This is a genomic window from Terriglobales bacterium, from assembly GCA_035573675.1.
In the GTDB taxonomy this organism is placed as follows: domain Bacteria; phylum Acidobacteriota; class Terriglobia; order Terriglobales; family Acidobacteriaceae; genus DATMAB01.
Window position 1 is genome coordinate 46,875 of record DATMAB010000017.1, and the last position, 26,194, is coordinate 73,068.

22 protein-coding genes are annotated in these 26,194 nt (G+C 64.6%); 18 read left to right on the plus strand and 4 right to left on the minus strand.

The window, feature by feature from the left end; genetic code table 11:
- Window positions 1-151: 151 nt before the first annotated feature.
- Together nadA and VNK82_07555 are read left to right on the plus strand one after the other, a co-directional pair.
- Window positions 152-1,261, plus strand: a complete 1,110-nt coding sequence (gene nadA, locus VNK82_07550; GenBank protein ID HXE90799.1) for a quinolinate synthase NadA — start codon at window positions 152-154, stop codon at window positions 1,259-1,261.
- 2 nt (window positions 1,262-1,263) lie between these two features.
- The gene (locus tag VNK82_07555) at window positions 1,264-1,707 is read left to right on the plus strand and encodes a DUF2203 domain-containing protein (protein HXE90800.1); all 444 of its coding nucleotides are present in this window, start codon (window positions 1,264-1,266) and stop codon (window positions 1,705-1,707) included.
- A 22-nt stretch (window positions 1,708-1,729) separates the two neighbouring features.
- Here the strand turns inward: VNK82_07555 and VNK82_07560 are convergent, their stop codons facing one another.
- Entirely contained in the window at window positions 1,730-3,190 is a 1,461-nt protein-coding gene (locus VNK82_07560) for a M20/M25/M40 family metallo-hydrolase (GenBank protein ID HXE90801.1), read from the minus strand.
- 135 nt (window positions 3,191-3,325) lie between these two features.
- On the opposite strand from VNK82_07560, the gene VNK82_07565 reads away from it, so the two are divergent.
- The 3 genes from VNK82_07565 (at window position 3,326) to VNK82_07575 (ending at window position 6,700) form a co-directional block, all read left to right on the plus strand.
- Window positions 3,326-4,429 carry a beta-propeller fold lactonase family protein gene (locus VNK82_07565; protein ID HXE90802.1) on the plus strand — a complete coding sequence of 368 codons (1,104 nt, stop codon included), beginning with the start codon at window positions 3,326-3,328 and terminating at the stop codon, window positions 4,427-4,429.
- A gap of 33 nt (window positions 4,430-4,462) precedes the next feature.
- Window positions 4,463-5,554, plus strand: coding sequence for an ATP-dependent 6-phosphofructokinase (locus tag VNK82_07570; GenBank protein ID HXE90803.1), 1,092 nt, complete (start codon window positions 4,463-4,465; stop codon window positions 5,552-5,554).
- Window positions 5,555-5,698: 144 nt separating this feature from the next.
- Window positions 5,699-6,700 (plus strand): SH3 domain-containing protein, encoded by a 1,002-nt coding sequence (locus tag VNK82_07575; protein HXE90804.1) that lies wholly within the window; start codon window positions 5,699-5,701, stop codon window positions 6,698-6,700.
- 77 nt (window positions 6,701-6,777) lie between these two features.
- Here the strand turns inward: VNK82_07575 and VNK82_07580 are convergent, their stop codons facing one another.
- A complete protein-coding gene (locus tag VNK82_07580; GenBank protein HXE90805.1) occupies window positions 6,778-8,340 on the minus strand; it encodes an aminotransferase class I/II-fold pyridoxal phosphate-dependent enzyme in 1,563 nt (520 codons plus the stop codon).
- A gap of 270 nt (window positions 8,341-8,610) precedes the next feature.
- On the opposite strand from VNK82_07580, the gene VNK82_07585 reads away from it, so the two are divergent.
- A complete protein-coding gene (locus tag VNK82_07585; GenBank protein HXE90806.1) occupies window positions 8,611-12,135 on the plus strand; it encodes a TonB-dependent receptor in 3,525 nt (1,174 codons plus the stop codon).
- A gap of 322 nt (window positions 12,136-12,457) precedes the next feature.
- Here VNK82_07585 and VNK82_07590 read toward each other — a convergent pair whose 3' ends face one another.
- Window positions 12,458-13,234 (minus strand): urate hydroxylase PuuD, encoded by a 777-nt coding sequence (locus VNK82_07590; protein ID HXE90807.1) that lies wholly within the window; start codon window positions 13,232-13,234, stop codon window positions 12,458-12,460.
- Window positions 13,235-13,450: 216 nt separating this feature from the next.
- Here VNK82_07590 and hfq point away from each other — a divergent pair, with 216 nt between their 5' ends.
- The 9 genes from hfq (at window position 13,451) to VNK82_07635 (ending at window position 22,030) form a co-directional block, all read left to right on the plus strand.
- Window positions 13,451-13,747 carry an RNA chaperone Hfq gene (gene hfq, locus VNK82_07595; GenBank protein HXE90808.1) on the plus strand — a complete coding sequence of 99 codons (297 nt, stop codon included), beginning with the start codon at window positions 13,451-13,453 and terminating at the stop codon, window positions 13,745-13,747.
- Between the two features lie 109 nt (window positions 13,748-13,856).
- A complete protein-coding gene (gene hflX, locus VNK82_07600; protein ID HXE90809.1) occupies window positions 13,857-15,155 on the plus strand; it encodes a GTPase HflX in 1,299 nt (432 codons plus the stop codon).
- Window positions 15,156-15,544: 389 nt separating this feature from the next.
- Window positions 15,545-16,012, plus strand: coding sequence for a hypothetical protein (locus VNK82_07605; GenBank protein ID HXE90810.1), 468 nt, complete (start codon window positions 15,545-15,547; stop codon window positions 16,010-16,012).
- Window positions 16,009-16,695 carry an ATP synthase F0 subunit B gene (locus tag VNK82_07610; protein HXE90811.1) on the plus strand — a complete coding sequence of 229 codons (687 nt, stop codon included), beginning with the start codon at window positions 16,009-16,011 and terminating at the stop codon, window positions 16,693-16,695. The genes VNK82_07605 and VNK82_07610 overlap by 4 nt, the downstream gene beginning before the upstream one ends.
- Window positions 16,696-16,698: 3 nt before the next feature.
- Window positions 16,699-17,238: an ATP synthase F1 subunit delta gene (gene atpH, locus VNK82_07615; GenBank protein ID HXE90812.1), complete on the plus strand. Its 540-nt coding sequence runs from the start codon at window positions 16,699-16,701 to the stop codon at window positions 17,236-17,238.
- Between the two features lie 47 nt (window positions 17,239-17,285).
- Window positions 17,286-18,821, plus strand: a complete 1,536-nt coding sequence (gene atpA / locus VNK82_07620; protein HXE90813.1) for a F0F1 ATP synthase subunit alpha — start codon at window positions 17,286-17,288, stop codon at window positions 18,819-18,821.
- A 62-nt stretch (window positions 18,822-18,883) separates the two neighbouring features.
- Window positions 18,884-19,957, plus strand: coding sequence for a FoF1 ATP synthase subunit gamma (locus VNK82_07625; GenBank protein HXE90814.1), 1,074 nt, complete (start codon window positions 18,884-18,886; stop codon window positions 19,955-19,957).
- A gap of 184 nt (window positions 19,958-20,141) precedes the next feature.
- The gene (gene atpD, locus VNK82_07630) at window positions 20,142-21,587 is read left to right on the plus strand and encodes a F0F1 ATP synthase subunit beta (GenBank protein ID HXE90815.1); all 1,446 of its coding nucleotides are present in this window, start codon (window positions 20,142-20,144) and stop codon (window positions 21,585-21,587) included.
- Between the two features lie 38 nt (window positions 21,588-21,625).
- Window positions 21,626-22,030: a F0F1 ATP synthase subunit epsilon gene (locus VNK82_07635; protein HXE90816.1), complete on the plus strand. Its 405-nt coding sequence runs from the start codon at window positions 21,626-21,628 to the stop codon at window positions 22,028-22,030.
- 78 nt (window positions 22,031-22,108) lie between these two features.
- Here the strand turns inward: VNK82_07635 and VNK82_07640 are convergent, their stop codons facing one another.
- Complete coding sequence (locus VNK82_07640) at window positions 22,109-22,690, minus strand: hypothetical protein (GenBank protein ID HXE90817.1); 582 nt, start codon at window positions 22,688-22,690, stop codon at window positions 22,109-22,111.
- Between the two features lie 364 nt (window positions 22,691-23,054).
- Here VNK82_07640 and VNK82_07645 point away from each other — a divergent pair, with 364 nt between their 5' ends.
- The 3 genes from VNK82_07645 (at window position 23,055) to VNK82_07655 (ending at window position 25,870) form a co-directional block, all read left to right on the plus strand.
- Complete coding sequence (locus tag VNK82_07645; protein HXE90818.1) at window positions 23,055-23,876, plus strand: Stp1/IreP family PP2C-type Ser/Thr phosphatase; 822 nt, start codon at window positions 23,055-23,057, stop codon at window positions 23,874-23,876.
- On the plus strand, window positions 23,858-24,655 hold the full coding sequence (locus VNK82_07650; GenBank protein ID HXE90819.1) for an FHA domain-containing protein: 798 nt from the start codon (window positions 23,858-23,860) through the stop codon (window positions 24,653-24,655). Before VNK82_07645 ends, VNK82_07650 begins: the two co-directional genes overlap by 19 nt.
- 366 nt (window positions 24,656-25,021) lie before the next feature.
- Entirely contained in the window at window positions 25,022-25,870 is an 849-nt protein-coding gene (locus VNK82_07655; protein HXE90820.1) for a 3-hydroxybutyryl-CoA dehydrogenase, read from the plus strand.
- Window positions 25,871-26,194: the final 324 nt, after the last annotated feature.

A 26,194-nucleotide genomic window follows, 5' to 3' on the forward strand; every position in this document is an offset into this window, starting at 1 on the left:
TATCAGGAAGGAACGACTGCCGGCTTCAACAACCCCGTAGGTCGGGCCCGCCACGGCGGGCAGCGGATCTACTGGAGCCAGCGGATGCTTTCAACATCCCCGTTCCACGCGGCGCACGCTGGCCGGCGCGGGACTGAAGGCGGAACGAGACATGTCGATTGCAGCCCCGATTGTCTGCTCCCTGGACAATTATCTTCTTCTCCCGGACCATTCCCTGGACGGCCGCCTTGCCGCCGCCAAGGAAGCCCTGGGCAAGCAGGCCGTCATCCTCGGCCACCACTACCAGCGCGACGAAGTCATCCAGTTCGCCGATCACACCGGCGACTCCTACAAGCTGGCGCAGGAGGCGGCCCGCTCCGAGGCACGCACCATTGTCTTCTGCGGCGTGCACTTCATGGCGGAAAGCGCGGACATCCTGAGCCGCGAGGACCAGCAGGTCATCCTGCCGGATCTGAACGCCGGCTGCTCCATGGCCGACATGGCCGAGATCGGCCAGGTGGAGGAGGCGTGGGAGCAGTTCGTCCGCCTCGGCCTCACCGACGACTCGGGCAGCGGCATCACACCCATCACCTACATCAATTCCTCGGCGGCCATCAAAGCCTTCTGCGGCGAGCGCGGCGGCCTGGTCTGTACTTCCTCGAACGCTGCTGCGGCGCTGCGCTGGGGCTTTGCCAAGACGCCCCGCGCCTTCTTCCTTCCCGACCAGCACCTGGGACGCAACACCGCCTACGCCATGGGCATCCCCTTGGAGGAAATGGCGGTCTGGGACCCCTACCAGCTCCTGGGCGGCAACACACCCGAGCGCCTGCGCCAGGCCCGCGTCATCCTGTGGAAGGGACATTGTTCGGTGCACCAGCGCTTCCTGCCGGAACACGTGGACGCGGTGCGCCGGAAGTACCCCGGCATTCACGTCATCGTCCACCCCGAGTGCCGCTGGGAGGTCTGCCAGAAGGCCGACTCCATGGGCTCGACCGAAAAGATCCGCAAGACCATCACCGAGGCCCCGGCGGGTTCCAGTTTCGCCGTGGGTACGGAAATCCATCTAGTAAACAGGCTGGCGAAGCAGAACCCGGATAAGATAGTGATTACGCTGGACGATTCCGGTTGTCTCTGTACCACCATGTTCCGCATCTCGCCGCAGCATCTGCTGTGGGCGCTGGACAACCTGAACGAGGGCAACGTGGTCAATCGGATCGTGGTTCCGGCGGACGTGAAGCGCTGGGCGCGCCTGGCGCTGGACCGTATGCTGGAGATCCGCTGAGCATGGCTGAACGCACCTTCACCCTCGCCGAAGCGCAGCAACTTTTGCCCATGCTCGAGCCCTTGCTCGATGCCGCCATCCGCAACAAGAAGCTGGTGGAAGCGGTCGACGCCGAACTGCAGGAGCTGAGCCAGCGCATCTCCAATTCCGGCGGAATGCTTCTCCAGATCAGCCATTGGGCGGAGCGCAGCGCGCAGCGCGACGCCGCCCTCCACAGCGTGCAGGAGACTCTGGCCGAACTGGACGCCCTCGGCGTGCAGGTGAAGGACCTCGACACCGGGCTGCTCGATTTCCCCTGCCAGGTCGGCGAAAACGTCATCCTGCTCTGCTGGAAGCTGGGTGAGAAGAAAATCGCGCACTGGCACGGGCCCACCGAGGGCTTCATCGGCCGCAAGCCGATTGACGACTCCATCGCCCGCGCCGGCCATCCCGAGAAGCCCAACTAACCACTCACCCCTCGCCCTGCCTTCACGGTTGCTTTCCGGGATTCCATTTCGGTGTAAACGAGGAGTTGGCCAGCCAGCGCACGGGCGCGACCAGCGATTGAACCGCTTCCGTCATGTGCGCGAAGTCGATGCGCGTTACTTCATCGCTCGGCTGGTGATAGTCCTTGTGCAATCCGTAACTGGAAATGGTGTGGGCCACCACGCCGCGCCTGGCCAGGACGTAGTTGTCCGAGCGGCGAAAGAAATCCTGGTCGGGGTGAGGATCAGCCACCAGGCGCGCGCCCTGGACCGCCAGCCGCGGCCCCAGACTTGAGCGCTCATAGCCAGTCAGCCACAAGGTCTTCTCCGGAACCTTGCCGTCGGGCCGGCCGAGCATCTCGAATCCCAGGTTGGCTATGACCTTCTCCAGCGGGACCGGAGGACGCTCGCGGAAATACAGCGAACCCAAGCCTCCGGACTCTTCGCTGCCGAACAGGGCGAACAGCACGGTGCGCCGCGGCCGCGGCCCGGCGGCCAGTTGGCGCGCCAGCTCCAGCACCGCCGCCACCCCCGAGGCGTCGTCATCGGCGCCGTTGTAGATGCCGTCGCCGTTCACCTCCTTGCCTACGCCCACGTGATCGTGATGCGCGGAAAGTAGCACCACCTGCTCCCGCAAGGCCGGGTCGCGTCCCGGCAGCCGTCCCAGCACGTTCCAGGTGACCGATTTCTTTTCTTCCTGGACGTCCGCTTGCAGGCGCAGCAGGGTGCCGTCCGGCATCGCACTGAGCTGCCGGCTCGCCTCGTGGTTCAGGACCACCGCCGTCCAGCCGCTGGGTGCTGAAACTTGTTCCAGGCCCGCCACTTGTTGACTGATTTCCGGCACGCGTTCACCGATCGCTTCCCAGCGCTCTCGCACGCGGGGCCATTCCGGCAGCAGTACCGCCGCGGCGCCCTGGCCGACCAACTCGAAAGCCTGCAGGGTGGGTGACGGCGCGCCCGCTTCCATTCTGGGCGTCAGGAAAACGACGGCTCCGCGCCGCGGGTGCGGGGCCGCGCCACCGCTTGCGTCGATCTTCTGCAAGGGGCCTGCTGTGACCGGGCGCTGCATGGCCAGTACCAGCATCTCGCGCCCATGGGTCCAGCGCGGCGATTCTGCGCCCTCGGTGGTGGTGAGTGTGGGCGCGCTGCCGAGGACCGGCTGCTGCAACTCCACGCGCTGAAGATATCCACCCGCGTCCCCGGCCGGCTCCAACCCCGCCGCCCGCAGTTGGGCCGCGATATAAGTGGCGGAAACCTGTTCGTCGTGCGTGGCGCTGCCGCGGCCCCGCAACGCGTCACTCGCCAGGAACTCCAGGTCGGCGCGCAGGCGTCGTTCCACCTCCGCCGCCCTGGGAGCAGTGCCGCGCACCGCGGCTGCCCTGGTTTGAGCTACCGCTTCGGAATGCAACGTTGCCAGCAGGGACAGCAGGATCAACAGGGGGTAGAGCCGAAGGTTCCGTCGCAACAGATTCTCCTCATACCGGCGCAAGGGACCGGCGCCGCAGTATACATAGACGATTGGACGCGCCTCCCGGTTCGCCGTTTTACTTCTGCTAGAATTTGGTCGGTGGCCTCTTCCGGGCCGCTTTGCGAGGCCTTCTTGCACGACCGGCGGAAACTCTGGCTCGGACTGTGCTCCTTCCTTCTTCTGGCCGCTCTCGGGGCGGGCTGTAACGGCTTCTTTACCGATGAGAACGGCGACGGTGGCGATGGAACCGTCCAGCCGCGCTTCGTCTATACGGCCAACTCCGGCTCCGACAACGTCTCCGGCTTCACGGTGGACACCTCGACCGGCAGCCTGACGGCGGCCACGGGCTCGCCGTTTGGCGCCGGCGTCAGCCCGAACTCGGTCGGCGCAGATGCGGATGGAACTTTCCTTTATGCAGCCAATCAAGGCGGCGGCGTCTCCGGCTACGTCATCAATCGTTCCAACGGCGGCCTGGCCCAGGCCGCCGGCTCGCCGTTCGCCTCGGCCTTTGATTTCGTAGCTGTAGCCGTGGATCCGGCGGCGCGCTTCGTGTACGCCGCACAAGATGGCGTGGCAGCGGTCTTCGGCTTTAGCGTTACGGCCAGCACGGGTGTGCTGAACGCGGTTCCCGGTTCGCCGGTCGCGCTGTCGGGCACGCCCGTCCGGCTCTCCGTGGATCCCGCGGGCCGTTTTGTATTCGTCGCGTTGGGCGCCGACGGCACGGACGTGTTTCGCATCAACAGCGACGGCTCGCTGACTTTTGTGGAGAACGAGCTTCCCACCGTCGGCCGCGAAGCCCGCGAGGTGATTGTGGAGCCCAGGGGGAGCTTCGCCTATGTCGCCGATGGCGTCGGTGGCGTGGCGGCCTACTCGGTGAACGCTTCGACGGGCGCGCTGACGGTGATTTCCGGCTCGCCGTTCGCCGCCGGCTCCGAGCCGGTGGGCCTGGCCGTCGATCCCGACGGTGACTTTCTCTATGTTGCCAACCGCGGCTCCAACACGGTTTCGGTCTTCAGCATCGGCAGCAATGGCGCGCTGACGGCTGGCACGCCGGTCGGGGCCGGTTCCAACCCCGTCTCCCTGGCCGTCGACCCTTCCGGACGCTTCCTTTACGTAGCCAACGAAGGAAGCGACAACATCTCGCTCTACACCATCAATGCCACCAGTGGCGCGCTCAGCTCCGCCGGCACGGCGAGTGCCGGCACCAGCCCCGAATCGATCGTAGTCACGCCCTAGTCCGCACCCGCGATTGTTGTAGAATCGCGCGCCATGGCCCAGATCCGCACCATCGGCATCTCCACCGGGGGCGGCGATTGTCCCGGCCTGAACGCGGTCATTCGCGCCGCCGTCAAGAGCGCCATCCTCAAGCACAACTGGCGCGTCATGGGCATCCAGGACGGCTTCGATGGCCTTATCTGGCCGCGCGACAAGTGCCGCGAACTCACGCTCCGGGATGTCAGCGGCATCCTGCCCCGCGGCGGCACCATCCTGGGCACCACCAACCGCGGCAATCCCTTTCAGTACAAAACCATCGAGGGCGGCCAGGAGGTACTCAAGGATTATTCCGGGGAGGTCATCAAGAACGCGCAGGCGCTGGGCATCGACGCCATCATCGTCATCGGCGGCGACGGCACGCAGAAGATCGCTCTTGACCTCTACCGCCGCGGCGTCAACGTGGTGGGCGTGCCCAAGACCATCGACAACGACCTGAGCGCAACCGACGTGACCTTCGGGTTTGACACCGCCCTGCACACCGCTACCGACGCCATCGACAAGATCCACACCACTGCCGAATCGCACCACCGCATCATGCTGGTCGAAGTCATGGGACGCGATGCCGGCTGGATCGCGCTCCAGGCCGGCCTCGCCGGCGGCGCCCACGTCATCCTCATTCCCGAGATTCCGTTCAGCATCTCCCGCGTCTGCGAGTACATTCACGAGCGCGAAGGCTACGGCAAGCGCTTCACCATTGTGGTGGTGGCCGAAGGCGTCTCCATCCCCGACGACCTGGAGAAGTTCCACGCCCACGAGCGCCGCGCCGTGAAGCGCCCGGGTGCGGTCGGCAACCTGCTGGGGGAAGCCATCGCCCGCTGCACTCGCCGGGAAACCCGGGTTACCGTGCTGGGGCACATCCAGCGCGGCGGTTCGCCCTCGCCTTTCGACCGCGTCCTTTCCACGCGCTTTGGTGTTGCCGCCGTCGACCTCATCGCCCGCGGCGAATTCGGCAAGATGGTCTGCCTGCGCGGCGACCGCATCGAAAGCGTGGCCATCGCCGAGGCCGTCGGCTCCATGAAGGGCGTCGACCCCAGGAGCGAGCTCGTCGCCGCCGCCCGCGCCATCGGCATCAGCTTCGGCGATTAGGTGGGAGAGCGGGCCTTTCAGGCCCGCGTAAAGGTGTTGTGACCAAGGGGCTTTAGCCCTGGCTCGATCAACGGACGAATCGCTTTCGGCACCCCTTGCGACCATTGCCTCCGCTGCTCCGGCGATATAGTTGGAACAGCTGCCATGTGTGCCCTCCGCTGCAGTCTTGTTACCTGCGTCCTGGCCGGCCTTCTGCTTGCCGGCTGCGGGCGTGATGCCGAGGAGAAGCCCGCGCAAGCCGGCTACGTGGTGGCGCCGCAGGCCACGCTGCGCGACCGGCTGGCCAACGTGTACAACAAAGTCGCCACCGTCCAGAACGGCGAGCGTGTCGAGATTCTGGAGACGCAGAAGCGCATGGCCCGGGTGCGCACCGCGACCGGCGCCGTGGGCTGGATCGAGATGCGCCACCTGGCAGGCGAAGAGGTCTTCCGCGCGTTCACCGAACTCCGCTTCCGCCATCAGCGCGACCCCGCGGCCTCGCGCGCCCACACCCGTGCCGAAGTCAACATGCATTCCACTCCCGGCCGCGATTCGCCCCGCCTGTACCAGCTCAAGGCCGGCGAGGAAGTGGAGATCCTCCAGCGCGCGACGCAGCCCCGGCCGGTCGCCCAGGCGGTGGCGGCGCCGCAGCCCGGCGCGCCTCCGCGTCCTCCGATCCTTGAAGACTGGTGGTTGGTGCGCGACCGCCGAGCCCGCGTCGGCTGGGTGCTGGGCCGCATGGTGGACATCGAGTGCCCGCTCGACGTCGCCCAGTACGCCGAGGGCCGGCGCATCGTCGCTTGTCTGGTTCTGAACGAGGTCGAAGACGAGGGCAGGAAAGTGCCGCAGTACCTCATGGTCCTCACCGAGCCGCGCGACGGCCTGCCCGATGATTTCGAGCAGATCCGCGTCTTTACTTGGAACACCGCCCGCGACCGCTATGAAACCGCCTATCGCGAACGCAGCCTCGAGGGCGTGCTCCCCGTGCGAGTTGGCCGGGAAGATTTCGACAAGGAAGGAAACCTGCCCGTGTTCACGCTGCGCCTGCGCCAGGAAGACGGTTCGGTGGTCGAGCGCAAGTACAAGATGGGCGGCGTCATGGTCCGCCGCGTTCCTGCGCCGGGTGAGATCGTCCCCGCAGCTCCATCAGGCCGCAGCCGGCGCTAGCCCGAAGGGCTAAGTCGCCCGGAGGGCTGCCATTCCGCCGCTGGCCAAATGCTAATTGCTAATTGCCAATTGCTGTCCTACGAGAAGAAGTCGGCGATGGTGTCTACTACGTAGGCCTGCTCGGCCTCGGTGAGTTCGGGGAACATGGGCAGGGCCAGCACTTCCTTGGCCGCTCGCTCCGCCTCCGGGAAGTTGCCGTCGCCATGGCCCAGGTAGGTTAGGCATTTCTGCAAATGCAGCGGTAACGGGTAGTAGATCTCCGTGCCTACGCCGCGCTTGGCCAGGTAGGCGCGCAATTCATCGCGGCGCTTGGCACGGATCACATACTGATGGAAGACATGGTGGGCCTCCGGCTGGGTGTACGGCAACGCGACCGGGTGCGAAGGCGATTCGCCCGGCGCTGCGCCCGGCATCCCCAGCCCCGCTTCCTGGAACAGCCGGTCGTAGGTCGCGGCGCGCTGGCGGCGCTCCGCGTTCCACTTTTCCAGGTGCTTCAGCTTCACCCGCAGGATGGCGGCCTGCAGAGCGTCGAGCCGGCTGTTCCAGCCCAGCGCTTCGTGGAAATAGCGCTCGCGGCTGCCGTGATGCCGCAGCAGGCGGACCTGCTCCGCCACCCCCGGATCGACCGTGGTGACGCAGCCGGCATCTCCGTACGCACCCAGGTTCTTGGTGGGATAGAAGCTGAAGGCTGCGGCCGCTCCCAGCGAGCCCGCGCGCCGGCCGCGCCAGCCCGCGCCGATGGCCTGCGCCGCATCCTCCAGCACCGTCAGCTTATATTGCGTCCCCAGCCGCAGGAACTGGTCCATGTTGGCGCACTGTCCGTACAAGTGCACGATCAGAACGCACTTGAGCTTGGCCGAAGGCTGCCGCTGGATGCGCTGTTCCACCGCCTCCGGGTCCAGGTTCAGGGTTCGCGGATCGATATCGGCATAGACCGGCCGCGCCCCCGCCCGCAGGATGGCGCTGGTCGAGGCGAAAAAACTGAAGGGAGTGGTGATCACTTCGTCGCCGGGTTCCACGCCGGCCGCCAACAGCATCAGCCACAGGGCGTCGGTGCCGGAGGCGCAGCCCACCGCCGAAGAAGCCGCGCAGTAAGAGGCGAGCTCGCGCTCCAGGCTGCGCACTTCCTCCCCCAGGATGAAATGCTGCGAGCTGCACACCCGTTCGATGGCCGCCATTACTTCTGTGCGGATGTGCGCGTACTGCCGCGTCAGATCGAGCAGCGGCACCTGCTCGACCGCCGCGCGCGCGCTTTCCTGGGCCGTGGTGGAACGCGTCACAAGGGCTGGCATTGTACCGCTTTTGCGCGCCAACCGGGGCAGGGGGGAAGGCGGCTGGCCCCGTTCCACGGCCGCCAACCAGGTGTGAATCGCCTGGCGCAACTCGTGTACGTCCAAACCCAGAAACACTTCCGGGTACTCGGCCAGCTTGGCCTCGCCTCGCTTCACCAGAGACCGTGCTCCCGCGATGTTTCCAGTCGAGTAGTGATGCAGCCCCACGGCGACCTGTATCAGGCCCTGCAGGAAGCGCCGCTCCGGCCCCACCGCCTCCCGCCACAGGTCTTCCAGGGCTTCGTGGGCGTCAAAGAAACGGCGCTGGTCGAAGAGCTCTAAACCGCGAGTTAGGTCCGGCTCGCCCATTCGTCACTTTGACATCACAAGAGGCCCATTAATCCCTGGCATGGGCCGTTTCGCACCGACGAATACGTAATTTCATATTCGTTTGATTGACGGGCTATTACAATGCGTAAAAGGCTCCGCTTATTTGCGGCTAACTGATTGAAAAATATAACATTAGGTCAGACTACGGTTTGGCTCCGGAAGTGCACCTGAGAGGGTGCCGTAGCTGTGTCCGGCAGGACCCTATCGGCATGCTTTCTCCCAACTAGAACCTCAACTCAGGAGGCATGAATGGAAGGCGACTTTAGCAGAAAAGTCGGCTCTCTGTTTGTTCTCCTGCTGCTGACCGCGAGTTTGGCCTTCGGCCAGGGCATCGTTACCGGGTCGATTTCCGGCACGGTCGTGGACCAGCAGCAGGCAGTCATCAGCGGCGCCAAGGTGACAGCGGAAGACGTGGGCACAAGCCAGAAGTATTCCACGACGACCGACAACACCGGCGCCTTCACAATCCGCGCGCTCCCCGTGGGCACCTACAACGTGTCCATTGAGGCCACCGGCTTCCAGCAGTTGCGCATCCGCAACGTTGCTGTCAGTGCTGGCAAAGATTTCCTGCTCGGAGCAAAGACTCTCAGCATCGGCGCGGCGGAGGTAGTCAACGTGGAAAGCACCCCGCCAGTTGTGGAGTCGACCACGGCGCAGGTCTCCACCAGTTTTGAGGCCCGCAAGGTCGATGAGCTGCCGGGCGTGTTCGGCGGCGCCGACGTCCTGGCGCTGTTGGTTCCCGGCGTGGTGGATACCGCCGATGCCCAGTTCTCCAACTCCAACGGCACCGGCATCTCGAGCAACGGGCAGCGCGGCCGCTCCAACAACTTCCAGATCGATGGGCAGTCCAACAACGATAACTCCGTGGCCGGGCCCTCGCTCTTCTTGGGCAACAACGACCTGATCGGCGAGTTCCAGATCGTCACCAACAACTTCTCCGCCGAGTATGGCCGGAACTCCGGCACCATCATCAACTACGTCACCAAGTCGGGTACCAACGCCTACCATGGCACCTTGACCTACTTCCATGAGGGCGCCTTCACCGACTCGCTCACCAACCTGGATAAGAACCCGGTCTTGGGCTTCTGCAAGGAGGGTGAGGATCCGGCGGTAACGGGTTGCAGCCCAGTGCTGAAGCCGAAGCACGTTCGCAACCGCGGCGGCGGTACGTTTGGCGGCCCTATCATCAAGGACAAGGCTTGGTTCTTCATGTCCGGCTGGGCCGACCGCCAGCGGGAGAACTTCACCTCCAGCACCAGTACGGGACTGCCCACGCCGGCCGGTAACGCAACCTTGGCAACCGCGTTCTGTGCGGGCGTCACCCCGAGCTGTCCCAGCCATCCAGGAATCGGTTACTTGCTTACCCGGGGGCCGTGGACCATCTCCGCTGGTAACCCAACCGCTGGGAACCTGACCACCGTGAGCGTTAGTGACGGTGTCACCACGGTTCCCGTTGAGTTCGGTACCATCACTCGCACGGTGCCGAACGGCTTCAACGATTGGGAGGCCTCGGGCCGCGCGGATATCCAGGTAACCTCAAAGGACCGCTTCTTTGCCCGCTACCTGTTCCAGGACCTGTTCTTTGATTTCGCCGCCTCCGGTGGTCGTTCGGCGGCTGGCTACTGGGTAGCTGGACCGGGTCGCACACAGCAGATCGGCGTGGACTGGGTGCGCAACTGGACCAACACCTTCGTCAACCAGTTCCGCTTCAGCTACAGCCGCGCCTTCTTCGGCTTCACCGGAGGTTCCGATCCGAACTGCACGGTCGAAACCATCAACCAGTGCCCGTTCAGCGTGGCTATCACGGGCCGTCCCTCGATGGGACATGCCACTAACCTGCCCCAGGACCGTTTGGTCAATAACTCGCAGTGGCAGGACAATGCCAGTTGGGTGATTGGCAAGCACACCCTCAAGTTTGGTGGTGAATATGCTCGCCAGCGCTCGCCGAACAACTTCCTCCCCTCGGTGAATGGCTCCTACAGCTTCACCAGTTTCAACAACTTCGTTCGCAACATCGCTTCGGCGCTGACACTGGCCGATGGCCCGGTGCTCTTCAACTTCAAGGAACAGGATGCCGCTCTCTACTTCCAGGATGACTGGAGGATCAAGGACAACCTGACCTTGCAGCTCGGTCTGCGCTGGGAGTACACCCAGCAGGCGGTCAACCTGTTGCATGACCTGACCGTGGCTCGCGAGTCCGATCCCTCCACGGCGTTCTGGGATACGACCCTGCCGTTGAGCCGGACCACGTTCCCGCTCATTCCCGCCGATACCAACAACTTCGGGCCGAACATTGGTTTTGCCTGGACCCCCCGCTTCTGGGAGGGCTTCTTCGGCAAGGACAAGACGGTCATCCGCGGCGGCTATCGCGTCGCCTATGACCCGGCCTTCTACAACATCTTCGCCAACTCGGCCACCGCCGCCCCGGTCGTAAACCTGGGGGCCATCGCGGCGGCCAACCGTCCCATTCCGGCCGGCACGGCTTATAACGGAGCCGAACTCCGCGCCGCGAAACTGCCCTTCCTGCCGCTCGGTGTCGATCCAGGGATTCGCGCCCAGACCGACGTCTCGCCCAACTTCCACAATCCCTATGTGCAGCAGTGGTCGCTGGGCTTGCAGCGGGAGGTCACCTCGAAAATCGGCTTTGAGGTTCGCTACGTGGGCAACCACGCCGTGGGCCTGTTCCAGACCATCAACGCCAATCCGCGGCTGGATGCTCTGCTGGCCGACTTCCCCGACTTGGTTCCGTCGGGCGTCGCTCCCTGTTCGGATCCCACCATGCCGGGCTTTGCTCAGTTCCGGCCCAATTGCGAGAAGCGCCTGCTCCGTCGGCGGACCAACACCGCTTGGTCCATTTACCACGGCTTGCAGTCTCGGCTGGACGTGCAGAACTGGCACGGCTTGACCGCAGGCGTCAGCTACACCTTCAGCCGCACGATTGACAACGTCAGCGAGATTTTCGCCACGTTTGCTGGCGGCAACAGCAACGCCCTGGCGCAGAACCCGTTCGACATCAATCAGGGCGAGCGTGGGGTCAGCGGTATCTCCTTCCCGCACGCCTTCTCCGTATACTGGATCTACGACCTCCCCATGTTCAAGAACCAGCAGGGTTTCGTGGGACGGTTGCTGGGCGGCTGGCAGATCAACGGCATCCACCGCTACCGCAGCGGCCAGCCGTTCAACCCGCTGCACGTCTTTTGGAACACGGGCTACTGCGACTCGGCGTTCTACGCGCAGTTCTTCGGGTTCGTGGACAACTGCCGACCGGTACTCTCCAACTCGAGCGCCCCGCTCGACTCGGTGGGATTGCTCGACCCGTTCGGCTCCGGGAACCTCATCAACCTGTTTGATTGCGATGACCCCTTTGGCGCCACGACGGGAACGGGAACCGCGGGCTGCCCGTTCGTCTCGCCCAGCGATGTCCACTGGATCATCAACGATGACAACTTCTCCTTCACCAGCGGCGGTGGTCCATACCAGGGCGTCGGCCGCAATACTCTGCGCGGAGAGACCGTGAACAACGTGGATCTCGGTATCTTCAAGAACACCAAGATCAACGAGCGCTTCACGCTCCAGTTCCGTGCGGAAGCCACCAACCTGCTCAACCGCATGTTCCGTGGTGTTCCCGACCCGATCATTGACGACTGCCCGCTCAGCGGAGGCGCGCAGAGCGCCACTGCGTACTGTGGAGGTACCCCGGGTTCGTGGATGAACGTGGCCTTCAACTCCAGCAACCGTCGTCGCATGACCTTCGGTCTGAAGCTCATCTTCTAACCGAAACGTCGGCGACGCCGACTTTCTTCAGGCCGGCCGCAAGGCCGGCCTGAATTTTTTTGAAAGCCGCCCCTGGCCGTTGGCTCTGGGCCTTTGGCGAACCCCCTGCGGCCGGCGAGAGCGTCACAGGGCAACATAGGGGTGGTTCGTATCAGGGCGCGGCTCGGTAGGTCGGGCCTTCAGGCCCGACTCGCGCAGCGACCGCTCCGTCACAGGCTGCATTGGCAGCGGCTTTGGCCGCTGAGGGACAAGCCAAAAGCCAAACGTGCTAAAAAAAAGCCCCGCTGCGAGCGGGGCTTCTCTTCTGCGACCGAACAGGGCGCTACTGCACCAGGAACGTGTAGTGGCTGGCTGAAGCCATGAAGAACAACATAGGAACGGAGAGCCAGGCATTGGTGCGCGAGGCCAAAAACGCCGCCCGCGCCAGCTTGGCCGACTGTTCCGGCACTGGCGTGCCGTCAGTGACGTTTGCCCGCGTCCAGGCCAGGATCTTCTTCTGGTTGCGCCAGATGATGCCCCACACGTTGAACAGCATGATGAACCCGTAGCCGCCCCCCACGCCGATGGAGAGCATGCGGCTGCTCTCCCAGCCGTGGGCGTTCAGCTTCAGGTAGATCATGGTGGCGCCGAAGATCAGCGCTGCTACGAAAACCGCCAGGAACGGGCCCTTGTTGAGCGCGCCTTTGCCGTGCGTCACCAGCAGCATCACCAGCACCCAGGTCCCGATCCAGATGCCCAGGAAGTTCAGCACCGAGTTCATCGAGCTCGCGCTCAGCCCATGCACGGCGGCGTTGCGGGCGTCGGCGGCCACGATGATCATCCAGTACATGAAGCCGGCCAGCACCGTCATCATGGCGCCCCAGCGGAACCACCACAGCGCCCGCGGCATCAGGGCCAGCACCACCTTGCCCTTGTAGCCGGCCTCCAGCTCTTTCTGGAAGGGCACATTCACCAGGTTGAAGAAGTACAGCAGCCCGATCCATGTGATTCCGGCCAGAAAGTGGATCCAGCGCAGCGTCACTTCATACAGCGGCCCGTCTCCCGGGGGCAGGATCTTCACCTGGAAGAGAGCGGGCAACACAGAACTCAGGAAGTCCATGGTTGGCTCCTTGCGAATAGTTCGACTGCTGCAGTCAGCGGACGAGTATACAAAAACTTTGCCATTGGGGAAGCGGAAAGCTCAGATCACAAAAGTGGATAGCCACAAGCGCACCCGCTCGGGGTGTTGAAAATCCCCGCGCAGAACCGTATGGTAGGAATTGACAGGACCGCTGAACGCGCTCGCGTGTGCGCAGAAGGCCCTCAGGGCGGGACCATGTTGCCTGCGGATCCCAAGCCGGCCCAGAACATCCAGGACGCGTTCCTGAACAACGCGCGCCGGGACAAGTCCGTGGTGACCATCTACCTGGTCAGCGGCGTGAAGCTCACCGGCCGCATCCGCTCCTTCGACAAGTATTCGGTCATCCTGGAATCGAACCACCAGGAGCAGCTCATCTTCAAGCACGCCATCTCGACCGTGGTGCTGCCGCGCCCCGGTCACGGCGCTGAGAGGAGCGCGGCGGCCCACGCTGCCGCTCCCGAGCCTCCCTCCGCCGACTCTCCGGAGGCCTGATATTCGCGGAAGCTCACGCGACTCCGGCTCTCACCTCGTCACCGCAGCCGAGCAGGCGCGCCGCCGGCGCGGTTTCACGCAGACTCCCGAGCGCGCTTTTCTGGCTGGCTTGGAATGGGGACCGCGCCGGACTCGGCCCGGTTCCATCCCTGACCAGGCGCGGCGTGCTGCCGCTTCCGCGCGCGGACCGGAGAGTGAGGCCGCCGTTCCCGCCGTCTCGGTGGAGGAATCCCTCGCCGAGTTGCGCGAGCTGGCCACCAGCGCCGGCGCGCAGGTGGTGGGCGAGTTCCTGCAGCGCCGCGACCGCCCCGACCCGGCGACTCTCGTGGGCCGCGGCAAGCTCCAGGAAATTTCCGGCGCCCTCGCCTCCAGCGGCGCTGACCTGCTCATCTTCGACCACGACCTCTCACCGTCGCAGCAGCGCAACATCGAGCAGGCTGTGGGCACGCGCGTGGTCGACCGCACCCAGCTCATCCTCGATATCTTTGCCCGCCACGCCCGCACGCGCGAAGGCCAGCTCCAGGTGGAACTGGCCCAGCTCGAGTACCTGCTACCCCGCCTCACCGGCCGCGGCGTGGAGATGTCGCAGCTTGCCGGCGGCATCGGCACCCGTGGCCCGGGCGAAACGCAGCTCGAAACCGACCGCCGCCGCATCTACCGCCGCATCCGTCACATCCAGCAGCAGCTCGAAAAAGTGCGGCGCACCCGCGCACAGCAGCGCCAGCGCCGCGAATCCGTCCCGGTCGCGACCGTCGCGCTGGTGGGCTACACCAACGCCGGCAAGTCCACGCTGTTCAACGCTCTCACCCGAGCCGGCGTTGAGGAATCTCCGCGCCTGTTCGCCACCGTCGATCCCACCCTGCGCGCCGTCACGCTCCCTTCGCGGCGCAGGATCCTGCTTTCCGACACGGTCGGTTTCATCCGCAATCTGCCCCACACGCTGGTAACCTCCTTCCGCGCCACGCTCGAGGAAGTGGAGCGCGCCGCACTGCTGCTGCACGTCATGGACGTCACCAGTCCGGTGGCCGCCGACCACGAAGCCCAGGTCGAAAAAGTGCTGGGCGAGCTGGGCGCGGCCTCCAAGCCCCGCTTGCGCGTGGTCAACAAGATCGACCTGCTCCCGCCCGCCGACCGGGACGCCCGGCGCGACGACGAACGTACCGTGCACATCTCCGCCGCCCGCGGCATCGGCATCTCGACGCTGCTCGACCGCATCGACCAGAGGCTCGAGGAAGACCCGCTCAGCCGCGTCCACCTGCGCATGCCGCAGGCCGAAGGCAAGGCGCTGGCCATGGTGGAAGCCCGCGCCCGCGTCTTCGCCCGCCGCTACCGCGACGGCTTCGTCGAACTCGACGCCCAGGCACCAGCCTCCCTCTTGCGCAAACTCCGCCCGTACGTCGTTGATTAACACCGGACTTTACGGTGGGAGAGCGGAGCTTCAGCCCCGCGCCAAGCGCCGCGCACCCTGGGCTTTAGCCCTGGAAGTCAGACTGACCGCTAGCTACTGGCCACTGCAGTTAAATGGGCCCGCGGCCAAGAAGCGGTGACAATTCCTTGGCTACAGGCCCATTCGATCCTGAAACGGATCGGAGGTGATGCTTTTATGTTAACCCTGTCCGCCCCAAAGTCAAGGATTGTTTGGCCCGGAAAACCCTTCGCGGAACAGGCTTCCGCGGGTGCGGCGTCAGTCGTGCCCCTTCAGACGGGCGGTTTTTCGTTGCGTTGACCGTTCCCTGTGCCGGATGTTAGTTTGTAAGGTTGGGCGCGCTCCGAACCTCCTGTTCGTAAGCTTCAGGCATGGAAGAAACCCTCAAGCAAGTGGGCGGATTACTGCTCGCGGCCATCCCCACGGTGGTCCTGTTCCTGATTGTTTTCCTCTCCTACCTGACCCTGGTGCACCGCCCGCTCACCCGCGTGCTGGAGGAGCGCCACGCCCGCGGCGAGGGCGCCATCGAGAAGGCGCGCGCTGATATCGCCCGGGCCGACGCCCGCACCGCCGAGTACGAGCAGAAGATTCGCGACGCCCGTTTGGCCATCTTCAAGGCGGCGGAAGAACGCCGCAAGAAGTCGCTGGAGGCCCGCGCCGCCGCCATCGCCGAGGCCCGCGCCCGCGCCGAAGACCTGGTCCACCAGGCCCGCATGACGCTGGAATCGGAAGCCGTCAGCGCCCGCCGCACCCTCGAGGCCGAATCCGAGCGCCTCGCCGATCAGATTATCCAGACCATCCTCCGGCCCGCCGCCGTGGCTGCAGAAAGGCAGGCATGACCGCCCGCCTCGCTCTTCTCGCGGTGCTGTTCGCCGGTCTGGTCCTGGCCGCGGCCGCGTTCGCCCAGGAACACCAGCCCGCCGCACAACCCGGCCACGAAGCCTCCGACAGCAGTCAGGCCGCCGGCGAGCACGAGGGCGACGCGCACGCAGAATTCAAGTATTCGCCCTCGGTCAGGAAGATCGCCGAATGGACCGGGATGAGCGTCGAGAGCGCCTACTGGGTCAGCGTCATCCTGAATTTCGTGGCGGTCGTGGTGGTGTTGTGGGTCGTGCTCCGGCCGGTCATCGGCAAAGCCTTCGCAGACCGCAACGTCGCCATCCGCCAGTCCATCGACGAGGCGCGCAAGGCCAGCGAGGAAGCGCAAAAACGTCTGGCCGATATCGAAGCCCGCCTCGCCCGCATCAGCACCGAGATCGCCGATCTGCGCTCCGCTGCGGAAGCCGACGTCGCCGCCGAGGAGGCCCGCCTGCGCGCCGCCGCCGAAGAAGACAAGGCCGCCATCCTGCGCGCTGCCGAGGAAGAGATCAGCGCCGCTGCCCGCCTGGCGCGCAAGGACCTGAAGGCTTACGCGGCCGAGCTTGCGGTGTCTCTCGCGGAAAAACGCATCCAGGTCAGCGAGCAGGCGGACCAGCAGATGGTGCGCAGCTTCCTGGAACAGCTTTCCCGGGACGGGAGGTAGCCGATGGCCGCCGTCGTCAGCCGCTACGCTCGCGCCCTCGCCGACCTGGCGATCGAGAAGCATCTCGATCCCGCCCGCACCGTCGCCGAGCTCAACGCGCTGGCCGAAGTCATCGCCCAGCACCACGAACTGCGCACCGTGCTGGAGAATCCCTCCGTGCCCGCGCGCCAGAAGCTGGCCGTGCTCGACGCCATTGTGGCCCGTCTCGGCGTCTCCCGCTACTTGCGCAATTTCGCCGCCGTGGTGATGGATCACCGCCGCATCGCGGCGCTGCCGGAGATCGCCCGCCAGTTCGCGCTCGAGCTGGATTCGCGCCTGGGCTTCGCCGAGGCGGAGATCACCTCCGCCCGCGAGCTCGCAGAAGACGAAAAACGTGATCTCACTGCGCGCCTGGAGAAGCTCACCGGCAAAAAGATCCGCCCGCGCTACCGCCAGGATCCGCAGGTGCTGGGCGGCGCGGTCATCCGCATCGGCTCTACCGTCTATGACGGTACCGTGCGCGGCCAGCTCCAGCGCCTCAAAGAGCAACTCGCCGGCACCTGACTGAGAACTGAGAACCGAGAACTGAGAACTAACTGACAACTGACCCCATGGCACAGATCAAAGCTGACGAAATCACGCAGATCATCCGCGAGCAGATCGAGAACTACGAGTCCCGCGTCTCGGTCGACGAGGTGGGCACCATCATCTCGCTCGGCGACGGCATCGCCCGCATCCACGGCCTCGACAAGGTCATGGCCGGCGAAATGCTCGCCTTTCCCCACGGCGTTTCCGGCATCGCCATGAACCTGGAGGAAGACCAGGTCGGCTGCGTGCTCCTGGGCGAGTACACCGAACTCAAGGAAGGCGACCAGGTCAAGCGCACCCGCCGCATCATGAGCGTCCCCGTGGGCGAAGTCATGATCGGCCGCGTCGTCAACGCGCTCGGCCAGGCCATCGACGACAAGGGCCCCATCACCACCGATAAGTACATCCCGCTCGAGCGCCTGGCGCCCGGCGTCGTGGACCGCCAGCCGGTGCGCGAGCCCATGGAGACCGGGCTCAAGGCCATCGACAGCATGATTCCCATCGGTCGCGGCCAGCGCGAGCTCATTATCGGCGACCGCCAGACCGGTAAGACCGCCGTCGCCATCGATACCATCATCCACAACAAGGGCAAGAACCTTATCTGCATCTACTGCGCCATCGGCCAGAAGCGCAGCTCCATCGCCCAGGTGGTGAAGATTCTGGAAGACTACGGCGCCATGGAGTACACCATCGTCGTGGCCGCTTCGGCGTCGGAGCCCGCGCCCATGCAATACATCGCGCCCTACGCCGCCTGCGCCATGGGCGAGTATTTCCGCGACACCGGCCGCCACGCCCTGTGCATCTACGACGATCTCTCCAAGCACGCCGCAGCCTACCGTGAGATCTCGCTCCTGCTGCGCCGTCCGCCGGGCCGCGAAGCTTACCCCGGCGACGTTTTCTATCTGCACTCCCGCCTGCTGGAGCGCGCGGCCAAGCTCAACGACAAGCTCGGCGGCGGTTCGCTCACCGCCCTGCCCATCATTGAGACCCAGGCCGGCGACGTCTCCGCCTACATTCCCACCAACGTCATCTCCATCACCGACGGCCAGATCTACTTGGAGACCGACCTGTTCAACAGCGGCGTCCGCCCCGCGGTCAACGTCGGCCTTTCGGTGAGCCGCGTGGGCGGCAACGCCCAGATCAAGGCCATGCGCCAGGTGGCCGGCACTCTGCGCCTGGAACTGGCCCAGTTCCGCGAGCTGGCCGCCTTCGCGCAGTTCGGCTCCGACCTCGATAAGGCCACCCAGGCGCAGCTCAACCGCGGCCGCCGCCTCACCGAAGCTCTCAAGCAGGACCAGTACGCGCCCCTCTCCGTCCCCAAGCAGATCGTGGAGATTTTCGCCGGCACAAGCGGCTTCCTCGACACTCTGCCCGTCGAGCAGGTGCGCGAATTCGAGGCCGAGCTCTTCAAGTACGTGGATTCGATGTATCCCGATGTCCTCAAGAAGATCGCGGAGAAGAAGGCGCTCGACGACGCCCTCCGCGGCGAGTTGAACAAGATTGTCAGTGATTTCAGGGATAAGTTCGTGAAAGACCGCCAGCTCGCCGGCGCGAGCTGATCTCTGAGAACTGAGAACCGAGAACGGAGAACTAACCGGCACCGGCAACTGGCAACTGAGCAATGGCAAACGTCCTGGACATTCGCCGCCGTATCCGCAGCGTGCGCAACACGCGGCAGATCACCAAGGCCATGAAGATGGTCTCGGCGGCCAAGCTGCGCCGCGCCCAGGACCGCGCCCTTTCCGCGCGGCCTTACGCCCGCATGCTCACCAGCGTGCTGCAGTCGCTGGTCACCCGCGCCGAGATCTACGACCCGGAGACCGGCGAAGCCCGCCATCCCCTGCTCGCCCGCCGCGAAGAAAAGGACATCCTGCTGGTCGTGGTCACCGGCGACAAGGGCTTGGCCGGCGCGTTCAACACCAATATCCTCAAGGCCGCGCAGCGCTTCCTCGAATCCAAGCCGGACAAGAATGTGGACATCATCGCCGTGGGTCGCAAGGGGCGCGACTTCCTGCGCCGCCGCTATCCCGCCGGCGAGCTGCAGCTTCGGGTCGCCGCCGGCATGCAGCATCCCGAAGCCGAGCCTCCTGCTCGCGCCGCAAGGATTCAGGTGGTCGGCGAACACACCAACATCTTCAGCCGCCTGGAGTTCACTCACGCCCGCGATCTGGCCGAAGAGGTCATCGCCGCCTACACCCGCGGCCAGGCCGATGCCGTGTATCTGGTTTACAACGAGTTCAAGTCGGTCGTCTCGCAGCGCCTCGTGGTGGATGAGATCCTGCCCATCGAGGAGATCGGCGCCGCCGATATCCGTATGGCCGAGGAGATGACCGACGAGCAGAAGAAGCGCCTGGTCGAGGCGGCGCGCGCCGCCGGCGTCAGCGTTCACGCCGCCGATACAGCCGAAATCGACCGCCGCGCCGCCGCCTTCGTCGCCGGCGTGGACTACATCTACGAGCAGCCGGCGCTGGAGCTCTTCCACAGCCTGCTGCCGCGCTACGTCAGCGTGCAGATTTTTCACGCCCTGCTGGAGTCGGTGGCCGCGGAGCATGCCGCCCGCATGACCGCCATGGACTCGGCCACCAACAACGCTTCGGAGATGATCGACGACCTGACCCTGGCCATGAACCGCGCCCGCCAGGCCCGTATCACCAAGGAGATCATCGAGATCGTTTCCGGAGCTGCAGCTTTGTAGTCATCTGGGGATTGTCGTAGTCGCCCTGGGCTTGCGAAGTTGCCTGGGATCTGCAGTTGAGGTTACGAAGCTAGAAGCTGGGAGCTAGCAGCTAGCAGCTAGGGGCTAGAAGCTCCAGCCAAGAGCCAAAGGCCAATAGCCAAGAGCGGTTTTTGAACTGAGAACCGAGAACTGAGAACTGATTATGGAAAACGTCGGTCGCGTCATCCAAGTCGCCGGCCCCGCCGTCGACGTGCAGTTCGCCGAGGCCCATCTGCCTCCCATCTATCAGGCCGTCCGCGTGGTCAGCGACGGCTTCGATGTCCCCGTGCCCATCAACGTCACTCTCGAAGTGCAGCAGCACCTGGGCGAGGGCCGCGTGCGTTGTGTAGCCATGCAGCCCACCGATGGCATGGTGCGGGGCATGAAAGCCATCGACTTGGGCGGGCCCATCACCGTGCCCGTGGGCGAAGGCACGCTGGGCCGCGTCATGAACGTCATTGGTGAGCCTGTGGACAACCTGGGGCCCATCACTGCCAAGGAGCGTCACCCCATCCACCGCCCTGCGCCCAGCTTCGAGGAGCAGGCCACCACCGCGGAGATGTTTGAGACCGGGGTCAAGGTCATCGACCTCGTCCAGCCCTTCCTCAAAGGCGGCAAGATCGGTTTATTCGGCGGCGCGGGCGTGGGCAAGACCGTGATCATCATGGAACTCATCAACAACGTCGCCAAGCAGCACGGCGGCTTCTCCGTCTTTGCCGGCGTGGGCGAGCGCACCCGCGAGGGCAATGACCTGTGGCTGGAGATGTCCGAGTCCGGCGTCATCAAGCCCGGCGACCCGGCCAACTCCAAGGCCGCGCTCATCTACGGCCAGATGACCGAGCCGCCCGGCGCGCGCCTGCGCGTCGCCCTCACCGGCCTGACCGTCGCCGAATACTTCCGCGACGTCGAAGGCGCGGACACCCTGCTGTTCATTGACAACATCTTCCGCTTCACCCAGGCGGGCTCCGAGGTCTCCACGCTCCTCGGCCGCATGCCTTCCGCCGTCGGCTACCAGCCCAACCTCGCCACCGAAATGGGCGAGCTTCAGGAACGCATTACCTCCACCAAGAAGGGTTCGGTCACCTCCGTCCAGGCGATTTACGTGCCGGCGGACGACCTCACCGATCCCGCCCCGGCGACCACCTTCGCCCATCTCGACGCCACCACCGTGCTTTCCCGCCAGATCGTCGAAATCGGCATCTACCCCGCCGTGGATCCGCTGGCCTCCACATCGCGCATTCTCGACCCGCGCATCGTCGGCCAGGAGCATTATGACGTCGCCCAGGGCGTGAAGAAGATCCTGCAGCGCTACAAGGACCTGCAGGACATCATCGCCATCCTGGGCATCGACGAGTTGAGCGAAGACGACAAGCTCACCGTCGCTCGCGCCCGCAAGATCCAGAAGTTCCTGTCGCAGCCCTTCCACGTCGCCGAGCAGTTCCTGAACGTGCCCGGCCGTTACGTCAAGATCGCCGACACCGTGAAGGGCTTCCGCGGCATCATCGAAGGCAAGTACGACGACATCCCCGAGCAGGCTTTCTTCATGAAAGGCGGCATCGAGGAGGTCCTCGAACACGCCGAAAAGCTCAAACAACAGGCGGCAGCGTAGTCACTGAGAACTGAGAACCGAGAACTGAGAACTAGGTCGTGTCTGCCACTTTCAAACTCGAGATCGTCACTCCCGATCGCCAGGTCGTCGACGACCGCGCCGAAGAGATGCAGATTCCCGGTCGCAACGGCTACCTGGGCATCCTGCCCGGCCACGCTCCCCTGATCACCGAACTGGAGGTCGGCGAGATCAGCTACCGGCACGGCCAGAAGACCCGCTACCTGGCCGTGGCCTGGGGCTTCGCCGAGGTGTTGCCCGACCGCGTCATCATCCTGGCGGAAACCGCCGAGCGCGCCGAGGAGATCGATGTGGAGCGCGCCCGCCGGGCCGTTGAGAAGGCCGAGCAGCATCTTCGCCGCACTGATCCTGATGTCGACTTCCGCCGCGCTGAGGTCGCCCTCAAGCGCGCCCTCATCCGGCTGCAGGTAGCCGGCAAGCAATAGCGCCGTTCCCGGCAGACTGCCGGGGAAAGTGAGGGGCCGCCGTGGAGGCGGCCCGTCCACTTCGGACGCTGCTCAGCGCTAGTGGCTGGAGTAGCCCTGTCGATAGCCCTCCAGGTAGCCTTGCCGGTACATGTGCCGGTAGGTATCGCGGCTGCCGTAATCGCCGTAATAGCCGCGATCCGCATCGCGGTACCAGCTATTGTTATACGGGCTGTAGCTCTTGCCTTCCTGCACCTCATCGCGGCCCGCGATCACGCCATCCCGGAAGCCGTTGGCATACGCTACGTCTCCCGATGCGGGCGTCCGTACGATGACGGCGTCGTCATAAGTGCTGGTCACGCTTGCGGAGCGTCCGAAAAAGGCGTCGTCATAGCCCACCCGATAGCCGTCGCGGTAGCCCTGGCGGAACTGTCCGAGGGGGCCCATCCAGCTTGCGTAGCCCCGGTCGGCCTGTTGGAAGTTGGCGTCGCGGTAGTCGTAGCTTGCGCCGTCACTGCGGTCCGCCACGCCGTGGCGGAAGCCGTCGTGGTAGCCGCGATCGTACCCGTACTGCTGGGCCTGATACGGTTGGCGGCCGGGCGGGTCGTGCGCCAGCGTCGTGCCCGCCAGTGCCAGCACGATTGCAAGCGCGAGGATTGCCGCTTTCGTCTTGACCACCATGTTCACCTCCGGGACGCAGGTAAGATTTGCCCTTCGTGCGGGCACTTTCTGCGCCCACTCTAAGTGAGATGCCCTGACCGGAGATCGCCGCTGCCCCTACTCCGCCTTGCTGACTGTGGCCAAAAAGCCACAGTCGGGCAACCTTTCCCATATCTGCCGCGTCCGCAAGTCCTTGCTCTGATAACGCTTCGGTAAACAACGCTCTTGTTTCGTCTCTGCACACCCGATACAATCCGCCCAACATCTCCCGGGAAGTTCCCCGGAAGGGCTGGCCTTCGCACGCTTGCACGCGAGAGGGCAGGCCTGCGCAGAGCGCGCAGAGAGGCGAAGTTGGGGTAGGATTGCGCGGCAGTCGTCCCATTCCATGAATGTTTCGGTCGAAGTCGTCGGCAAGAGCGATGTTGGCTGCGTGCGCACCAACAACGAGGACAACTTCGGCTACGACACCCGCTACGGCATCTTCCTGGTCTGTGACGGCATGGGCGGCATGGCCGCCGGCGAGGTCGCCAGCAAGATGGGCGTCGACACGGTGATGGAATACTTCCGCAAGGCGGCCGCCAACGGCAACTATCCCTCCCACGGCCGCACCTACGAGGACCTTTCGCAGATGGCCAACGCTCTGGCCAGTGCCATCCAGCTGGCTAACGACGTCATCTACCAGGCGGCATCCTCCGACGCTTCCCATCACGGCATGGGCTCCACCATCGTAGCGGCCATGCTGAAAGGCAATTTCCTCTCCATTGCGCACGTGGGCGACAGCCGCATCTACCGCATCCGCCACGGGCAGATCGAGCAATTGACCGAGGACCATTCCCTGGTGGCGGAGCAGGTTCGCCGCGGCCTCATCAGCCAGGAAGAGGCCGACCGCTCCGACATCCAGAACATCATCTTCCGCGCCCTCGGGGCCGATGCCACCGTCGAGCCCGACCTCGAGGACCTGGTGGCGCAGCCCGGCGACATCCTGCTGCTCACCACCGACGGGCTTACCAAGTACATCAAGGAGCCGCGTCTGCTGGAAATTATCCAGTCCTCGTCCTCGCTGCAGCAGGGCTGCGACCGCCTGATCCAGGCCGCCAAGGAAGCCGGCGGCGACGACAACATCACCTGCGTACTCATCAAGATCATCAAGGAACCCTGGTATCGCCGCTGGTTCGGAGGAGGCCACAAATGGCAAAACTCTATCTGATGTTCGAAGGCGCCACCCTGAAAGAGTTCACGCTGGCCCAGGGCGGCACGGCCACCATCGGCCGCCTGCCCGATAACCTCATCCAGGTGGATAACCTCGCCGTCAGCGGCCACCATGCCAAGATCTACTGGGAAGACGATCATTACGTCGTCGAGGACAACGAAAGCCTCAACGGCACCTTCGTCAACAAGCAGCGCATCACCAAAGCCTCGCTCAACGACGGCGACGAGGTGCTGATCGGCAAGCACACCATCCAGTTCAAGGACACGTGGCACGAGGATGAGACCGCCGCCGATACCGTGCAGGCCATTCCGCCTCTGCCCAAGCTCGAGGCCACGGTCGTCCTCGATACCAAGAAAGCCAAGGAGATGATGGCTGCGGCCCTGGCCGGCAAGGCGCCGGGCGCGCCGCCGCCCGCCGCCGCTCCCACTCCCCCGGGCCACAAGACGGCCACCATGCCGCCGGCGGCTCCTCCGCCGCGCGAGCGCACTGCCACGCTCACCATCCTGGCGGGCAAGACCGACCAGTCGCAGTACATCCTCTCCAGCAAGCTCACCGTCATCGGCAAGAGCGACATGGCCACGGTGCGCCTGAAAGGCTGGTTCGCGCCCAACGTCGCGGCCACCATCACCAAGCGCGACAACAAGTACATCATCGCGCCCGCCGAACGCTCCATCCACGTCACCGTCAACGGCGCCCACATCGTCGGCCCCACCGAGCTGACCGAGGGCTCCATGATCGAGGTCAAGGGCGTGAAAATGAGCTTCGACCTGCAGTAACCGCATTTCACCGCCGAGAGCGCAGAGAGCGCCGAGAAACTCGGGTTGCATTGCATCGTCTCTTCGGCTGCTTTGCGCTTCCCGCCATGGGCTCTACGTTTCCTCACTTGCTGCTGACAGCGACTGCAGGCTGCCAATCAGCGGCTCAAGCCCGTGCCATGCGAGATGTGACGGCACGGCTGACGTCGTGCCCTGCTACGAATCACTCTCGTAATCTCTGCGTTCTCCGCGTTCTCGGCGGTGAAACGCTGTTACTGCAAATTCCTCTTTCTTCCTTTGATTCTTGACCTTGCCTTCCTGGGCGCTCTCGGCGCTCTCAGCGGTGAGTGCTTTTGATACACTCCTGAGCTTCCACGAGAGGCAATCATGGCTATTCACACTGTCGGCGTCATCGGCGCCGGGACCATGGGCAACGGCATCGCGCACGTGTTCGCGCGCCACGGCTATAGCGTCCTGCTGTGCGACGTGGAGCGCCGCTTCCTCGACCGCGCGCTCGAGACCATCGCTAGGAACCTCGACCGCGAAGTCGCCAAGAACAAGCTCAGTGCCGACGAAAGCAAGGCCGCGCTGAGCCGCATCGAGCCCACCGTCGAGCGCGCCGTGCTTGCCGGTTGCGACTTTGTGGTGGAGGCCGCTACCGAGAAACTCGAGATCAAGGCCGATCTCTTCCGCGAACTCGATCAGGTCTGCCGGCCTGAGGTCATCCTCGCCTCGAACACTTCGTCCATCTCCATCACGCGCCTGGCGGCCCTGACCCAGCGTCCCGACCGGGTCATCGGCATGCACTTTTTTAACCCCGTACCGGTGATGAAGCTGGTGGAGGTCATCCGCGGCCTGGCCACGTCGGATGAAACCTTTCAGACCGTCAAGGCGCTGGCCGAGAAGCTGGAGAAGACGCCGGTGGAAGTGAACGATGCTCCCGGCTTCGTCTCCAACCGCGTGTTGATGCCGCTATTGAACGAAGCCATGTACGCGGTGATGGAAGGCGTGGCCACGCCCGCCGCCGTGGACGAAGTCTTCCGCCTGGGCATGGCCCATCCCATGGGTCCGCTCGAACTGGCCGACTTCATCGGCTTGGACGTCTGCCTGGACATCATGCGCGTCCTGCAGGAAGGCCTCGGCGACCCCAAGTACCGTCCCTGCCCGCTGCTCATCAAGATGGTCCACGCCGGACGTCTGGGCCGGAAGACGGGGCAGGGGTTTTACAAGTACTGAGAGGCAGTGGTCAGTTCTCAGTTGTCAGTTCTCAGTTGTCAGTTCTCAGTTCTCAGTTCTCAGTTCTCAGTTCTCATTCCTCCTCCTTGGCCGTCATCCTGAGCGAGGGAGGGGTCCCAAGCGCTTTTCTCCAGCGTGGGAAACCCGAGCGAAGGATCTTGGGGTTGCCCTTCTGGAGTTTCGATCGCTTCGTTTTCGGGGCCAGCATGATCTTCGGAGTTGTGCCTCCTGGAGCGAGGCTGGCGGGGGAGTTCACGGACCACGGTTTCCCACCAGGGGCTGAAGTTGACCGGCTTGAGGTTGTATGAGGCGGTCTGAAGGATA

Coding starts and splice junctions, on each gene's coding strand:
- atpH (HXE90812.1), top strand. CDS start 16,699: ATGGCCGCCGTCGTCAGCCGCTACGCTCGCGCCCTCGCCGACCTGGCG.
- VNK82_07590 (HXE90807.1), bottom strand. CDS start 13,234: ATGGACTTCCTGAGTTCTGTGTTGCCCGCTCTCTTCCAGGTGAAGATC.
- atpA (HXE90813.1), top strand. CDS start 17,286: ATGGCACAGATCAAAGCTGACGAAATCACGCAGATCATCCGCGAGCAG.
- VNK82_07605 (HXE90810.1), top strand. CDS start 15,545: ATGGAAGAAACCCTCAAGCAAGTGGGCGGATTACTGCTCGCGGCCATC.
- VNK82_07625 (HXE90814.1), top strand. CDS start 18,884: ATGGCAAACGTCCTGGACATTCGCCGCCGTATCCGCAGCGTGCGCAAC.
- VNK82_07650 (HXE90819.1), top strand. CDS start 23,858: ATGGCAAAACTCTATCTGATGTTCGAAGGCGCCACCCTGAAAGAGTTC.
- VNK82_07570 (HXE90803.1), top strand. CDS start 4,463: ATGGCCCAGATCCGCACCATCGGCATCTCCACCGGGGGCGGCGATTGT.
- VNK82_07645 (HXE90818.1), top strand. CDS start 23,055: ATGAATGTTTCGGTCGAAGTCGTCGGCAAGAGCGATGTTGGCTGCGTG.
- hfq (HXE90808.1), top strand. CDS start 13,451: ATGTTGCCTGCGGATCCCAAGCCGGCCCAGAACATCCAGGACGCGTTC.
- nadA (HXE90799.1), top strand. CDS start 152: ATGTCGATTGCAGCCCCGATTGTCTGCTCCCTGGACAATTATCTTCTT.
- VNK82_07655 (HXE90820.1), top strand. CDS start 25,022: ATGGCTATTCACACTGTCGGCGTCATCGGCGCCGGGACCATGGGCAAC.
- VNK82_07640 (HXE90817.1), bottom strand. CDS start 22,690: ATGGTGGTCAAGACGAAAGCGGCAATCCTCGCGCTTGCAATCGTGCTG.
- VNK82_07585 (HXE90806.1), top strand. CDS start 8,611: ATGGAAGGCGACTTTAGCAGAAAAGTCGGCTCTCTGTTTGTTCTCCTG.
- VNK82_07555 (HXE90800.1), top strand. CDS start 1,264: ATGGCTGAACGCACCTTCACCCTCGCCGAAGCGCAGCAACTTTTGCCC.
- atpD (HXE90815.1), top strand. CDS start 20,142: ATGGAAAACGTCGGTCGCGTCATCCAAGTCGCCGGCCCCGCCGTCGAC.
- VNK82_07610 (HXE90811.1), top strand. CDS start 16,009: ATGACCGCCCGCCTCGCTCTTCTCGCGGTGCTGTTCGCCGGTCTGGTC.
- VNK82_07575 (HXE90804.1), top strand. CDS start 5,699: ATGTGTGCCCTCCGCTGCAGTCTTGTTACCTGCGTCCTGGCCGGCCTT.
- VNK82_07580 (HXE90805.1), bottom strand. CDS start 8,340: ATGGGCGAGCCGGACCTAACTCGCGGTTTAGAGCTCTTCGACCAGCGC.